The sequence below is a fragment of the Parabacteroides hominis genome (genome assembly GCF_014287585.1).
In the GTDB taxonomy this organism is placed as follows: Bacteria; Bacteroidota; Bacteroidia; order Bacteroidales; family Tannerellaceae; genus Parabacteroides; species Parabacteroides hominis.
In genome coordinates, this window is the sequence record NZ_JACOOJ010000020.1 from 39528 (window position 1) to 55596 (window position 16069).

Genomic DNA, 16069 nt, shown 5'->3' on the forward strand with positions numbered 1-16069 from the left:
CCTCTAAATAATATTACCCAAGTATATCGTTTATTGTATATACTTGGGTAAATTTGTCTAATGCAAATTTATAAAAAACGACATAAGATGAGAGTCAATGAAGATTTACTGAAACGTTTGAAAGCTGGTGAAGAAAAAGCTTTTGAGGATTTGTATTGGATTTACAGCCCTCAGGTTTATAACTTCATCAACTCTTTATTGTTTGATAAATCTCTCGCAGAAGATTTGACACAGAATGTCTTTCTGAAAATTTGGGAAAAGCACGAGCAGATAGAGCCGGAGTTAGGGATAACGGCTTACTTGTTTACGATTGCCCGGCATTTTGTTTTTAAGGAGACGGAATTCCGTCTGTCTCAACATGCAACGTTGCATGTTGAGAATATTGATCTAAGTGATAATTCAAGGGAAGAACAACAACATGAAACAAATTCCCTTCTTGAATATATTGACCATTTAATTGAAAACCTGCCTCCCGCCCGAAGAGAAATATTCCGTTTAAGCCGCCTTGAACAACTGTCTAATAAAGAAATTGCCCGTAAATTATCCATCTCGGAAAAAACGGTAGAGACACAGCTTTATCGCTCTTTTCAATATTTACGTTCCAAACTGCCTTCAGATAAGAGGTGGATACTCCTTTTTTGCTATTTGGTTAATCAGTGTTAAATATAAATACCTTCGTAAGTGATTTTTCTTTATGAAGGATATACAATATAGAAGATGGAAAGAAAAGATATATACATCGAGTTGCTGGATCGTTTTATGCGTGGTGAACTTCCGGCTGAGCAGGAACATGAGTTGTGGACGTGGTTCAAACAACCTGGAGTCCGTGAGTTATTGTTTCAACATTATCGTCAATCTTGGACGGAGGCGGAGGGTAAGGAACTTCCGGTCGAAATTCAGAATCGGATGTTCCGGAATATTCAGAGCCGGATACATACAGAAACAGAGAAGAAGGAACAAAAATCAGTTCGAAAGCTAAAGTTTCACCAGTGGTTGCCATATGCTGCGGCTGTTGTGTTTCTTTTAGGTTTTACGACTTTTGTTCATCTTTATATGAATTTGGCTGATAAAACGGAAAATTATTCGTTGCAGACCTATAAGGTTTTAGTCGATAAAGGACAGCGGGCAAGTGTCATATTGCCGGATGGAACAAAAGTCTGGCTGAATTCTCATACGGAATTGACCTATAATGGTGATTATGGGAAAGGGAATCGTCAGGTTGTTTTGTCAGGAGAAGGATATTTTGAAGTGGCAAAAGATTCCACTTCGCGATTTATAGTGAAGGCAGGAGAAATGGAGGTCGAGGCGTTAGGCACTACTTTCAATGTGAAAGCCTATCAGGAAGATAGAGAGTTGACAACAACTCTTTTTGAGGGGAAAGTCCGTACATCGATAGGAAAAGATGAAGTCATTTTGAAACCTGATGAGAGTTTGAGTTTTGATAAGTCTTCGCGCAGAATAATGGTCTCTGATGAACTTGCAACCTACGCTCGGATGTGGAAGGACAATGAGCTTGTTTTTAAAGGAGAAACGATGGAAGAAGTTGCCGTAATGTTGGATCGTTTATACAATGTGAAAGTACGGTTTGCTTCTGAAAAGGTAAAGCGTTATCGTTTTTCCGGAGTTATCAAAAATAATAGTCTGGAAAACGTGATTGAATTAATCAGTCTTACGGCACCGATTGTATATAAAAAAGTTGGTGGCGAGATTATTATAGAGGAGAGAAAATAATAAAATAGAGTATTAACGATAAACAGAATGCCTATGGGAAAGGGAATGTAAAAAACACAGGTGTATCTAATAAGAATAGACACACCTGAGATCTACGCAATGTAATTTTGCTAATTTGAAATCATCGCTTCTCACCACTTGATTTCAGATACAAAGTTACCTGATTAATTTATTACTAATTAATGGAGAAATCTAAAAAAAATGAATACCTTAAAGAATTTATTACGGAAAGGAATCACAATTGGAAGTTTTTGCCTTGTTTCGGGTACAATACTTTCTGCACAGATATCCTTATCCATGCAAAACAAATCCACTCGCGAGGTGATTCGCGAAATTGAAAAAGTAAGTGATTATCGATTTTTCTATAATGACAATCTATCCGGTCTGAATACAAAGATTTCGGTTTCTGCCCAGGGAGAAAATATCCGAAATTTGCTGGAGCAGATCAAGCAACAGGCTCAAATCACTTATATTATTAAAGAAAATAATCAAATCGTACTTTCTGCACCTGGTTATGTTTCTTCGTCTACTCAACAAAATATCCGAAAAATAACCGGTATTATTAAGGATCAGAACGGTGAACCGATAATTGGTGCAAATATCGTTGAAAAAGGAACAATGAATGGAACGATTACGGATATGAATGGACAATATTCACTTGAGGTAGGAGCTAATAGCATTCTGGTTGTTTCTTATATCGGATATGTAACACAGGAAAAGCCTGTTGGAAATACTAATACGTTGGATGTGTTATTAAAGGAAGATACGGAAACGTTGGATGAAGTAATCGTTATCGGCTATGGGACGACAAAGAGAAAAGACTTTACCGGTTCCGTCAGTTCCGTTAAATTGGAGAATTCTCCGATCGCCTTATCCCCGAATTTGAATGCATTGGAATCTTTGAAAGGCAATGTCTCAGGTTTGGATATCGGTGCTACCAATTCTGCCGGTGGAGAGCCGAGTATGCAGATGCGCGGGCAAAAGTCCATCTCCGGTTCGAATGATCCACTGATTGTGGTGGACGGAGTGATTTTTATGGGGAGTATCAATGATATAAATCCGAACGATATTGCTTCGTATGACATATTGAAGGATGCGACATCTGCTGCCGCTTACGGTTCTCGTTCGGCAAACGGCGTTATTATTATTACGACTAAAAAAGGTAAAACGGGAAAGCCGGTCATCACATTTAACGCAACGGGTAGTATGCAAACCTGGCAGAATAAACCTGAGTTGATGAAAGGAAAACAATGGCTTGAATCTGTTATGGCTCGAAATAACAGTACGGATTTAAGTTGGTTGAAGCCTCAGGAAGTTGCCAATATGGAAGCGGGGCGGGAAACCAATTGGCTGGATGCGTCGACCCGTACCGGTTGGGTACAGGATTACCAGGTGTCTGTTTCCGGAGCTGGTGAAAAAATGAACTACTATTTGTCTGCTGCTTATTCAGATAACCAAGGTGTAGTTATAGGTGATGATTACAACCGAATTACAGCTTTGGCAAAAATCAATACGGATATAACGAGTTGGTTGCAAATCGGTGTAGATGCTGCATTTACGAAGTCGGACTATTCCGGTGTAGGTGCTAACATCGGTGAGGCTACTCAAACATCTCCTTATGGTGTGATGTATAGAAATGAATCGGAAAAATTATTGGAGAAATTCCCATATACGCAGTCAAGTGTGAATGCTTTGTGGGATACCGACAGAAGCGTTCGGGATAATAAGGATATCCGGAATAATTTCCGTGCGAATGCTTATGCCGTTGTTAAGCTTCCTTGGGTTGAAGGATTGAGTTATCGTTTTAATTATGCCGGTAACTTAAGTAAAAATCAGTCCGGAGATTTCTATTATGAAGGATATTTTGTCAAAGAAGGCGCTTATGATGATGAAAGTCGTTATTCTCCAGCCACACTCCAAAGTTTATTGACCAGTGCAAATGGAAAAATCAATAATAATACAACCGATAGTTGGGTGATCGATAATATCCTGAATTATAAAAATACATTCGGAAAACATACAATTGACCTGACTGCTGTTGCAACGCGCGATAGAAAAAAATATGAGAAGATAGAAACTACCGGCTCAAACTTTGCAGCGAATGGTAATACGACTTTGGGTATAAATGGTTTGCATAAAGCGACGGTCCAGAAAGTAAATATGGATAATAATCAGCGTTCTAATATCGGATATTTGGGACGTGCATCTTATTCATACGCTGACCGTTATTTCTTTACCGGCTCTTATCGCCGTGATGGAGCTTCTGTTTTTGGAGCTAATCAGAAATGGGGAGATTTCTTTGCTTTTGGTGGAGCTTGGAGGCTGAGCGGTGAAAAATTCATGGAACCGATCTCTTACTTGGATGATTTGAAATTGAAGTTGTCTTGGGGTAAGAACGGTAACCAGGGATTGGATCCTTACGGAACATTGTCAACTATTAATAATGGGGCTTCAGGAGGCGTTCGTTATGAATTTGGAGGAAGCGATATTATTTATGGATTGAATCAGAAAGCTCTTGGTAATGCCAATTTAGGTTGGGAAACGACAGAATCCTGGAATACCGGTTTTGAATCTGCTTGGTTGGGTAATCGTTTGTTTGTGGATCTGGATCTTTATTTTTCTAAGACAACGGATCAGATCTTCACGAGAGATATTCCTGTTATGACCGGCTTTAAGAATATGAAGTCTTCTATGGGGCAGGTAAATAACAGAGGTGTGGAACTGACGATTCGTTCCGTGAATATCGATACGAAAGATTGGCATTGGATGACGAACTTAACATTCTGGTTGAACCGCAATAAATTAACTCATCTGTATGGCGATGATTTGGATGGGGATGGTAAAGAAGATGATGATATATCGAACTCTCGTTTTATCGGTAAACCTTTAGGGGCTATCTACGGATATCAACAAGATGGCATAGTCCAGGAATCAGATGTCGAATATATGGAAGCGAATGGAGCAACTCCGGGTATTCCTAAATATAAAGATATGGACGGTGATGGTGTGATCACATCATCCGATCGTGTTATTTTGGGTTATTCTACTCCCAACTTTAAGTTGAATATGAGCAACACGATTACGTATAAGAATTGGGATTTGTATTTCATGTTAACCGGAACATTCGGTGGTGGCGGATATTATCAAAAATCCAATAGCGGAGCTTATTTGACCAATGGTTCGGGAAGATTCAATACCAATGGCATTTATATCCCTTGGTGGACTCCGGAAAATAAGAGCAACGAATATCCTTCTGCAACCTTTAATGGTGATGGCGGGCGTTTTTTAGGATTGCAGAATCGGGCGTTCGTACGTTTACAGGATGTGACTTTGTCATATACGTTCCGCGAGCCTTGGGTGCAGAAAGTGAATATCCAGAACCTGAAAGTATTCTTTACGGCGAAGAATTTATTTACGATAACTAATTGGCAGGGTGGAGATCCTGAAGTAGGCGTTACCGTTAGTGAAAACACCTATCCGGTATTGACTTCTTTCTCTTTGGGTGCTAATATCAGTTTCTAATGGATAAAATAATACAGAAATGAAAAACTTATTAAAATATAGTGTTTATGGCCTGCTGAGTGTTAGTTTACTCAGTAGTTGTGATGATTCCGGTTTTTTGGAAGAAGACCCTGAGACATTTTATACGATAGATAATGTCTTCTCTACCTCTGAACAGGTAGACCAGGTTCTGGTTGGTTGCTATTCTCATATACGTGTCATGATGTGTATGGTTGAAGAGAGCAATACCGCCTTTGTCTTCCGTGGAGGAAACGGAACGGATATGTTTGACGTGGCTACTATCCGTCGTAGTAACCGTTTCAATGATTATAGTATATTGAATTCAACTACGGAAGTTTTTTATATTAATTATTCACATTGGTATCAATTGATATCGAAAGCGAATCTTGCTTTGTATGCGGCAGAACTTCCCCAGATATCCTGGAGTTCGGATGCTGAAAAATCATATGTGATCGCCCAGGCACGTTTTTTCAGAGCTTTTGCTTTTCGGAATTTAGGGGAATTGTATGGAGGTGTTCCCCTTGTGACGGAAATTACAACGACACCGCGTTATGATTTTAAGCGTAGCAGCCGTGTTGAAACTTATCAGTTTGCAATAGATGAGTTGGAAGCGGCCTTGAATGATTTGCCGGAGACGACTGGAACTCCGGGACGCCTGGTCAGGGGTGCTGCTCTGCATAATCTTTGCCAGCTGTATCTCGATAAAGCTCTCGCTTTGGAAGAGGAAGGCAAGAGCGGTGAGGCTCCTGTTGCTTATCAGAAAGCGATTGCTTATGGTAATGATGTGATTGACGGTTCGGTTTATAGTTTAATGACGGAACGTTTCGGTTCCAGAGCGAATGAAGATCCGGTTTATTATTATGCAACGGCGGAAGACATGCAAACTCCTGATCATTTATATTCAGCTGCCGGTTATCCGGTAGAAGGGAATGTTTATTGGGATTTGTTCCAGGAAGGTAACCAGAATTACCAGGAAGGTAACAAAGAGGCTATTTGGGTAGCCCAGATTGATTATGATGCTTATAAGGCAGAAGATGGACAGTCTAAATTGCAGTATTCCCGTTCTTTTGGCCCTGTTTACAGAGATCCTATGTCTGCCCATTTGAACTCAACAATGGAGGATGTCGGAGGTCGTGGCATCGTACAAGTAACCCCGACGGAATATACGAGAGATCTTGTTTATGATGGCAAATGGGAAAAAGATCTTCGTAATTCGGAAGCCGTGCTCAGACGTACTTTGTTGGGAAATATGCCTTCATCTCCTTATTATGGTGTGCCTGTCCCTTGGAGCGTTATTTATAAAGAAGGAGAAAGTCAGGACGCGAGAGATGGCGCTTGGACACAATGTTTCCCGATTTCCTGCAAAATATCCACGGATAGATATAGAGGGCTGAATGCCGGAGAGAACAGAAGTAACCTGTTCCGTGACGAATACCTGATACGTCTTCCGGAAACTATCTTGTTACGTGCGGAAGCCAAGATGCGTTCCGGTGATAATGCCGGTGCGGCAGATGATATTAATTTATTACGTAAGCGTGCGCAGTGTGACTATCTGGTAAAGGCATCGGATGTGAATGTCGACTTGATACTGGATGAACGTGCCCGTGAACTGGTGTATGAAGAATGTCGTTGGAATACTCTGTTGCGTATGGGTGGAACCGTTGCTGTAGACCGGATTAAGAAATACGCTTACTGGGATGATCCGAGAGCGACATTGACCAAGAATTTCAATTTATGGCCGATTCCCCAGGTTGTAATCGATACGAATAAGGATATTGTGATGGAACAAAATCCGGGTTGGAATTAATCGGTTAGCATAGTGATTTTTACTAAGACCCGCTAAAATTTTATGAATCAGATCATGAATAAAATTTTAGCGGGTTTGATTATTAAGATAGATAATAGATGTGAGTGATGAGTTGGAAAACGATATGTTGGGAAGCTGTGTTACTTGGCTTTCTCTTTAGCTGTACGGGGTCGGATAAGGATCTTGCAGATAGGAAATTACAAATTGACTATGACTATTTGAAAAGCAATTTTCAGCAACCGGATAGAACCTATGGTGTCAATTGCTGGTGGTGGTGGTTGAATGGAAACGTGACAAAAGAAGCTATCACGAAAGATTTGGAAGCGATGAAATCCCAGAATTTCCAGGGAGCGATGATCTTTGATGCCGGTGGACATAATCAGCGGGGGAATAAGGATATTCCTGCCGGACCGCTTTTCGGAAGTGAGGAATGGACGGATCTTTTTGTCTTTGCTTTGGATGAGGCCAAGCGTTTAGGATTGGAAATCGGTTTCAATATCCAGAGTGGATGGAACCTGGGTGGGCCGTGTGTCACTCCGCAGTATGCAGCCAAGCAACTGACTTATTCCGAGCAAAAGGCGGCAGGAGGAAAAACGCTCCGTTTGCAATTGGCGGAACCTGAAGTCCATAAAGGATTTTACAAGGATATTGTCGTCCTTGCTTTTCCATCGAATAAAGAAAACAAAACAGACGAACCGGTCGGTAATCTGGATCTGAAGTTAGGTTTTCACGAACTGGGAGGCTCTGCTCCCGACTGCCGTTTTTTATTGGAGAACAATTCGCGTGGCAGAGAAAAGAAATTAGATAAAACGATATATCTTGTTGATATGGCCCGGATAGTCGACCTTACAGGGCAGATGGATGAAAAAGGCTTGCTTAGCTGGGACGCTCCTGAAGGCGACTGGAATATTATGCGTATCGGTTATACTTGTACCCGGTCCGAAGTTTCGACCTCCAGCAGGGATTGGCAAGGCAATGTCTTGGATTACATGGATCGGAAAGCATTCGATTATTATTGGAATACGATCGTAGACCCGATCCTTCAGGCTGCGGGTGAAAAGCATGTAGGCTCGACATTGAAGTTTATGGAGACGGATAGCTGGGAATGCGGAGGAATGAACTGGACAGATGCTTTTGCCGATGAGTTCCGTTCATATTGCGGATACGACTTGAAACTATATTTGCCTCTTATTGCCGGGCATGTCGTGGATAATATCGACACTTCAAATGCTTTTCTGGCTGACTTCCGCAAGACGATAGCACATCTGGTCGCCACGAATCATTACGCTCGTTTTGCCGAACATGCCCATCAGCATAACATGGGAATTCAACCGGAGTCGGCAGGACCCCATGCCGGACCGTTGGATGGCATTAAGAATTATGGCTTCAGTGATATTGTGATGAGCGAGTTCTGGTCGCCATCCCCGCACCGTCCGCGACCGCAAGACCGTTTCTTTATCAAGCAGGCCTCTTCCGCTGCTCATATTTATGGAAAGAAGATTGTGGGAGCCGAGTCTTTCACGACGATCGGCCCGCATTGGAACGATGAACTGTGGCACGACCAGAAATCGGCATTCGACCATGAAATATGTGCTGGTCTGAATCGGGTGTATTTCCATACTTTTACTTGTTCCCCTGCGGAACAGGGAATACCGGGACAGGAATATTTTGCCGGTACACATGTGAACCCGCGTGTTACCTGGTGGAGTAAATCGGCTCCTTTCATCGATTACATGCACCGTGTACAGATGTTGGCGCAAGAAGGAACATTCGTTGCTGATATCCTTTATTATTATGGCGATCACGTCCCGAATGTCTATCCGTTTAAACATTCGGATATGCCCGGCGCGATGTTCGGTTTTGATTATGATGTGACGGATGAAAACATTTTGATGAAATTAAATGTCGAAAATGGTGATATCGTTGTTCCGGGTGGCAGGAAATATAAAGTGCTGGTTTTACCGGATCATCGGATCTTGTCGTTACCTGTATTGAAGAAGCTGGAAATGTTGGTAAAAGAAGGAGCTTCTGTTCTCGGCCCGAAACCACAGAAAGCCGTATCACTGTCCGGAGGAGAGAAGGGTGTTGCTGAATTCAAACAATTGGCAGACATGCTTTGGGGAACGGCAACCGGGACAACTGGACAGAATAAATATGGCAAGGGGTTTGTCTCTTGGGGGATAAGTGCCAGGGAATACCTTCTTTCCCGAAACCAACCGGTTGATTTCGCTGTCGAAGGAAACGATAGTAAGACGGATTTTGATTACATCCATTATGTGATCGATAATACTCATGTTTATTTTGTTAGTAATCAGACTGCGGAACGCCAAAAGATCAACGCATGTTTCCGGGTATCGGGACTACAGCCGGAATTATGGGATGCCCTTGCCGGAGAGATACGTGAGGCCGGAGCTTTCACCCAGAAAGATGAAAAGACGATCGTCCCCTTGACGTTGGAACCTTACGGTTCTATGTTCGTGGTGTTCCATAAGGAGATTAATCGAAGCAAACAAGGTGCGAAAACCAGCAATGATCCTGATTATGAGATTTTGCAAACGTTGGATGGCGCCTGGACTGTCAATTTCGATCCGAAATGGGGAGGTCCGTCATCTGTTGTCTTCCCGGAATTAATAGATTGGACGACACATCCGGATAAAGGAATCAAATATTATTCGGGAACAGCAGTCTATAATAAAAAATTTACTGCTAATTTTGAAAAGAATCCTGCAAATCGGTATTACCTGCAACTCGAAAATGTAAAGGATGTCGGGATTGCCTCTGTCCGTATCAACGGGAAAGACAAGGGAGTTGTCTGGACAAAGCCTTTCCGTGTGGATATAACAGACGGTTTGAAGGAAGGAGAAAACGATGTGATTGTGGAAGTGACCAATTCCTGGTTTAACCGGGTTGCAGGTGATGAGATGGCGGTGGCTCCAACTAAGTATACGCAGACGAATATCGTTTTGGGAAATGACTTTAGGGGAAACGCCGTATCCGAGATTACGTTGGAACCTTCCGGTTTATTGGGGCCAGTGACGATACAGGTTGCGGTGGAACAGAAGTAGGAAGATTGAATACCAATGATATAATACCTTCAAAAATGAAGCGGAATATGAATATAAAAAGACTGATTATGATTACTTTCCTGTTTGCCTGCTATGGTGCGGGAATGGCAGGAAGTAACAAGATAGACCGGAAAGCGCTTGTCATGCGCCATAATGTGACACAGACGCATATTGACAAATTTTCCCCTCTTTCCGTCGGGAACGGACGCTTCTGCTATACAGCCGACGTAACGGGGATGCAAACCTTCCCGGAATTGTACAGGGAAGGGATTCCTTTATCGACAATGTCGGAATGGGGCTGGCATCGTTTTCCGAATACGGAAAACTATCAGTTGTCTGATGTCTTCAAATATGTGGATGCTTACGGCAAGAAAGTCCCTTATCCGATCGGCTCTTCTCCCGGTCATGAATATCTTCGCGCCAATCCCCATCAAACGGGATTGGCTTTGATCGGTTTGCAGAAGACGGAAGGAAAGACGCTTTCGGAGAGGGAACTGAGTGAATCTTGTCAGCAGTTGAATGTTTGGGAAGGAACGTTGGAAAGCCGTTTTAAGCTGTCCGGCTCTCCTGTAGAAGTCACGACACTTTGTCATCCGGATAAGGATGAGTTGGCCTATCGTTTGAAATCTCCTCTCTTTTCCGAAAAGAGGCTGGGAGTACGGATATGTTTCCCTTTTCCCAGTGTTGCATTTGGCAAGGAACCGGCTGTCTGGGATATAGAAGACGGCCATCGGTCCTGGATTGTCCGAAGTGGTGACAACGATTGGCTCATTAAACATCAGACGGATGATTTTGTCTATTATTGCCGTATACGGACATCCGTGAAGGCTGCATTGAGAGAAACATCCTGTCATAACTATTTCCTGGAATTACTTTCCGGTAAAGATGAGTTTACGCTGTTAGTCGATTTTTCTACAGATGAAAACACGTTGAATACTTCCGATGATTATGCCTCTGCTGTCCGGGCAAACGGACAGGCATGGGAAACTTTCTGGATGAGCGGCGGTGCTGTCGATCTGTCGGGCAGTAAAGACCGTCGTTGGAAGGAACTGGAACGCCGGATCGTTCTGTCGCAGTATTTGACCGCTATCCAGTCCCGGCAACAGTATCCGCCTCAGGAGACGGGTTTGACCTGCAATAGCTGGTATGGGAAATTCCATCTGGAGATGCATTGGTGGCATTCTGTTCATTTCGCTCTGTGGAACCGGTCCGACTACTTGTCGAATACCTTAGGCTGGTATGATGAGATTTTTGAAGTGGCAAAATCGTATGCTGCCACGCAAGGATATAAAGGAGTCCGTTGGCCGAAGATGATCGGTCCGGACGGTATGGAGGCTCCTTCCGGTGTCGGCCCCTTATTGGTCTGGCAGCAGCCGCATCCGATTTTTTATGCGGAATTGCTTTATCGGGAAAATCCGACACAGGAGACATTGAACCGGTTCGGCGACCTGATAGATGCGACAGCAGAGTTTATGTTCGATTATGCTCATTGGGATGCCTCCCGGAAATGCTATGTTCTGGGACCTCCGATAATCTCCGCTCGTGAAGGAAACAATGGAACATTCCGGGAAAATATCAATCCTGCTTTCGAACTGGCATATTGGAGTTGGGGCTTGAAAAAGGCTAATGATTGGAGAGAACGGATGGGGCGGAAACGGAATGCCGGTTGGGACCGGATGGCAGATCAGATGGCTCCCTGGCCTATTGTCAATGGCGTTTATGTCGAGGCTGAATCAGTATTGGAGAAAGACGGAGGGCATCCGACTCAATTGGCTGCTTATGGTTTCCTTCCGGCATCGGCTTACTTGGACAAGGTGGTTATGCATAAAACGTTGCGCCATGTTCTGGACAATTGGGACTGGGCTGAAACCTGGGGATGGGATTTCCCTTTGATCGCCATGACTGCAATCCGCTTGAATGAGCCGGAGTGGGCTTTGGAAGCCTTGTTGAAGAATGTTCAGAAAAATACTTATCTGCCTAATGGACACAATTTCCAGAATGAAGGACTTCCGCTTTACTTACCGGGAAATGGTGGCCTGCTAACCGTTGTCGCAATGATGTGTGCCGGTTGGGACGGTTGCCTGGAAGAAAATCCCGGATTCCCTAAAAACGGACAGTGGAGTGTGAAATGGGAGGGCTTGAAACCGGCCTTTTAAGGATATAGATAAAAAATAGGCATCAGAAAATAATCCGATGCCTATCCCTTTCCAACCCGATGCCCATAGGTTTTTCATCCGATGGGCATCGGATATTTTATTATTTTGCTTTCTGTCCTTCTTCCTTCAGTTCGAATTCCTCGACCTCTTTAACCTTGCGGAACAGATCTGAAGCGAAGATAAAGTCGTTCAATGCTTTGTTTTTGGAAGTAATGACCTCTTTGCTGTTGCCCTGCCACTCTTTCACGCCTTCTTTGATAAAGATAATGTTTTCACCGATGTTCATAACAGAGTTCATATCATGCGTGTTGATGATAGTTGTCATTTTGTATTCGGCAGTGATATCGTGGATCAGATCGTCGATAATCAGCGAAGTCTTGGGGTCCAGGCCGGAGTTCGGTTCGTCACAGAACAGGTATTTCGGGTTCAGGGCGATCGCACGGGCAATAGCGGCGCGTTTCATCATACCGCCGCTGATTTCGGACGGATAGAGGTGGCCGGCTTCCGACAGGTTGACACGATCCAGGCAGAACTGGGCACGTTTCAGGCGGTCTTTATAAGTGTCGTTTGAGAACATATCCAGCGGGAACATGACGTTTTCCAACACCGTCATGCTGTCGAACAGGGCCGATCCCTGAAACAGCATACCCATTTCACGGCGCAACATGTTCAGTTCATGCTTGCCCATCGAAGTCAGGTCACGTCCGTCGTACAGGATTTCTCCTGAGTCCGGGCGCATCAATCCGATAATGTTTTTAATAAGAACCGTTTTACCGGAACCGCTTCGCCCGATAATCAGGTTTGTTTTTCCCGTTTCGAAGACAGCACTGATGTCATTCAGGACAACCCGTCCTTCAAAGGACTTAGTAATATGTTTTACTTCTACCATTCCTTATGTCAACATTATATTGGTTAATAGCACGTCGGCGAGCAGAATCATGATGCTGCTCATAACGACTGCGTTCGTACTGGCTTTGCCTACTTCCAGTGCACCGCCTTTTACATTATAACCGAAATAAGCGGCTATGGATGAAATAATAAACGCATACACAACGGATTTAATGATGGAGTACCAGATGTAGAACTCATTGAAATAGAACTGCAAACCATATTCGAAAGAGGCGGGTGTCATACCCGTTCCCGTGGAATGGCTGGCTGCGATACCTCCCAAAATGCCGGTGAACATACTGAAGATAACCAGTACCGGAATGAAAGTCATCATACCGACCATCTTCGGCAGGATCAGGAAGTTGGCGGAGTTAACCCCCATGATTTCCATTGCGTCGATCTGCTCCGTCACGCGCATGGTCCCGATCTCGGAGGCAATGTTACTACCGACTTTACCCGCCAGGATCAATGACATGATGGAAGAAGAAAATTCGAGCAGGATAATTTCACGTGTCGTGTATCCGATCGTGAATTTAGGGATAAGCGGCGAACTGATGTTCAGTGAAATCTGGATAGCGATAACCGTACCGATAAAAATGGAAATGATAATGACAATCCAAAGAGAATCGACTCCTAATTTGTATATTTCCTTTATCAGCTGCTTGAAGAACATGCTCCACCGGTTTGGAACGGAGATGCATTTCCCCATCAACATGACATATTCACCTACTTGATGTAATGCTTTATTCATTATTATTTATATGTTACTATTCAATTACAGTCTGCAAATATAACGCAAATCTGGGAACAACTGTTCATTATCCCCCAAACAAAATCATTGGCCAGGCAGCCGGTTGCATAAAGTTCCCTTCATACCGCACAAAAGTAGTCCGATGTCCGGTTGTTTTTATCTGTTTGCATACTTATTCTTTAATCTGTGACGGCGATTTTATAATCAGCGCCGGCGATTATAAAATCAGCGCCGGTGATTATATAATTGCCGGCGCCGATTAAAGAAAGATAGAGCATATCGGGAAGAATAACAAGCGGGTCCGGACGGTTTTGATGCCCAGTGGCGAAAGAATGGGGCGGATGGTTGGAAGGAAGGGGGCGTTAATCTCTGTTTTTTGTGTTGTATGGAAAGAATTAATTCCGTTTCTTTGTGGCAAAGATTTTTGGATATGGCAGACGAACAACAAATGGTGCTCCGTACGGAGGACCTCGTTAAGAAATATAAGACGCGTACCGTTGTGAATCATGTTTCGATCAATGTGAAACAGGGGGAGATCGTGGGATTGCTCGGACCTAACGGAGCCGGGAAAACGACAACTTTCTATATGACGGTGGGTTTGGTGACTCCCAATGAGGGAAAGATATTTTTGAACGATATGGAAATCACGAAGTTTCCGGTGTATAAACGCGCTCGTAACGGTATCGGTTATTTGGCTCAGGAGGCATCTATTTTCCGTAAAATGACGGTGGAGGATAACATCCGTTCCGTACTGGAAATGACAGAGACGACTCCCGAATACCAGAAAGAGAAACTGGAAAGCCTGATTGCCGAATTCGGGTTGAACAAGGTGCGGAGGAATTTAGGCGACCAGTTGTCCGGAGGTGAACGCCGGCGTGCCGAGATCGCCCGTTGTCTGGCTATCGATCCGAAATTTATCATGCTTGATGAACCGTTTGCCGGAGTAGACCCGATTGCGGTGCAAGATATCCAGAGTATTGTCGCGAAGCTGAAACATAAGAATATCGGGATTCTGATCACGGACCACAATGTGTATGAGACATTGAGTATTTGTGACCGTGCCTACTTGTTGTTCGAAGGAAAAGTGCTTTTCCAGGGAACAGCCGAGCAGTTGGCCGAAAATGAAATTGTGCGTGAGAAATATTTAGGCAAGGATTTTGTTCTCCGCAAAAAAGACTTTTAAGAATTAAGAATAGGCGATCCGCTAATTTTCAATTTCTTGCAACAACGGACAAAGAAGAACAGCGCAACGATTGCCACGATTGTGTAAGGCAACAGATTTTGTGTGGAGATATCTCCGGTAATGAATTCGTTGTCTTTTAATTTGGCATCCGACATGCTGATGACGGCAAATGCATTATTAACGAAGTGGGCAAATACCGGTATCCAGATATTCCGGGTCCAATAAAGTAAATATCCGAAATAAGCTCCTAATAGCATACGTGGCAGGAAGCCGAAGAACTGCATGTGGAAAGCACTGAAAATGATGGCTGCACTCCAGATAATGATATGATGGTTTTGCGTCCATTTCCCGATTATCCGTTGCAAAGCGCCCCTGAAAAGGAATTCTTCCGTAACGCCGGCAGCCACCGCGATGACGATCAGGTTAAAAAACAAGGTTATGATCCCTCCTCCGGCCAGCAATTTCAGGGTCAACTGTTCGGCCGTTTCCTCTTGCGACCGCATCCAGTTTTCTACCGGTTCCATAAAAGAAGGCAGCTCCATCTGCTTATTCAGTATTCCGGTCAGGCTGATGGAAGGGGAGAGCAAAAAAACGCTGAGAAACGTGAGAAGCAATATCTGTCCTTTCGGCATTTTCCCGATCGATAGATATTCTTTTGGATTGCTGCTGCAAAGCCACGCAAGTGCCAATGCCGGAAAAAGAAATGTCCCGATGGCTGAAATAAGTTGCAACAAACGCATCATGTCCGGATACAGCGTAATATCGGCATGCAAACCATAGATCATATAGAATAATCCCATTGCAATCAGCGAGGAGAAAACTGCGCCCGCCAAAACCAACAGGAGCAGGACGGTCAATTGAAAGATGGCCGGTTTTCCGGCATATATACCTTTTAAGAACATATTTTTGAGCATAAAAAAACTTCTGCTCAAAGATAAGCAGAAGTTTCTTATTTCTTTCCGGAAA

At 43.6% G+C, this 16069-nt stretch carries 10 protein-coding genes; 7 read left to right on the forward strand and 3 right to left on the reverse strand.

All coding sequences use genetic code 11. From position 1 onward, the window contains the following. The first annotated feature begins 87 nt into the window (after positions 1-87). The 6 genes from H8S65_RS11870 (at position 88) to H8S65_RS11895 (ending at position 12281) form a co-directional block, all read left to right on the forward strand. On the forward strand, positions 88-663 hold the full coding sequence (locus H8S65_RS11870; protein ID WP_186930188.1) for an RNA polymerase sigma factor: 576 nt from the start codon (positions 88-90) through the stop codon (positions 661-663). Between the two features lie 54 nt (positions 664-717). Then, complete coding sequence (locus H8S65_RS11875) at positions 718-1731, forward strand: FecR family protein (protein WP_186930189.1); 1014 nt, start codon at positions 718-720, stop codon at positions 1729-1731. 297 nt (positions 1732-2028) lie between these two features. Further along, positions 2029-5253: a SusC/RagA family TonB-linked outer membrane protein gene (locus tag H8S65_RS11880; protein ID WP_255489183.1), complete on the forward strand. Its 3225-nt coding sequence runs from the start codon at positions 2029-2031 to the stop codon at positions 5251-5253. A gap of 19 nt (positions 5254-5272) precedes the next feature. Continuing rightward, a complete protein-coding gene (locus H8S65_RS11885; protein ID WP_186930191.1) occupies positions 5273-7060 on the forward strand; it encodes a RagB/SusD family nutrient uptake outer membrane protein in 1788 nt (595 codons plus the stop codon). Between the two features lie 218 nt (positions 7061-7278). Continuing rightward, on the forward strand, positions 7279-10125 hold the full coding sequence (locus tag H8S65_RS11890; protein ID WP_255489184.1) for a glycosyl hydrolase: 2847 nt from the start codon (positions 7279-7281) through the stop codon (positions 10123-10125). 47 nt (positions 10126-10172) lie between these two features. Next, positions 10173-12281 carry a hypothetical protein gene (locus H8S65_RS11895; RefSeq protein ID WP_186930193.1) on the forward strand — a complete coding sequence of 703 codons (2109 nt, stop codon included), beginning with the start codon at positions 10173-10175 and terminating at the stop codon, positions 12279-12281. 100 nt (positions 12282-12381) lie between these two features. Here the strand turns inward: H8S65_RS11895 and H8S65_RS11900 are convergent, their stop codons facing one another. Both H8S65_RS11900 and H8S65_RS11905 read right to left on the reverse strand, forming a co-directional pair. Then, on the reverse strand, positions 12382-13170 hold the full coding sequence (locus tag H8S65_RS11900; RefSeq protein ID WP_186930194.1) for an ABC transporter ATP-binding protein: 789 nt from the start codon (positions 13168-13170) through the stop codon (positions 12382-12384). A gap of 3 nt (positions 13171-13173) precedes the next feature. Continuing rightward, entirely contained in the window at positions 13174-13920 is a 747-nt protein-coding gene (locus H8S65_RS11905; protein ID WP_186930195.1) for an MlaE family ABC transporter permease, read from the reverse strand. 430 nt (positions 13921-14350) lie between these two features. Here H8S65_RS11905 and lptB point away from each other — a divergent pair, with 430 nt between their 5' ends. Then, entirely contained in the window at positions 14351-15103 is a 753-nt protein-coding gene (gene lptB, locus H8S65_RS11910; RefSeq protein ID WP_186930196.1) for an LPS export ABC transporter ATP-binding protein, read from the forward strand. On the opposite strand, the gene H8S65_RS11915 is transcribed toward lptB, so the two are convergent. Then, positions 15100-16005 (reverse strand): CPBP family intramembrane glutamic endopeptidase, encoded by a 906-nt coding sequence (locus H8S65_RS11915; RefSeq protein ID WP_186930197.1) that lies wholly within the window; start codon positions 16003-16005, stop codon positions 15100-15102. The two genes, lptB and H8S65_RS11915, sit on opposite strands and share 4 nt — an antisense overlap. Positions 16006-16069 lie beyond the last annotated feature (64 nt).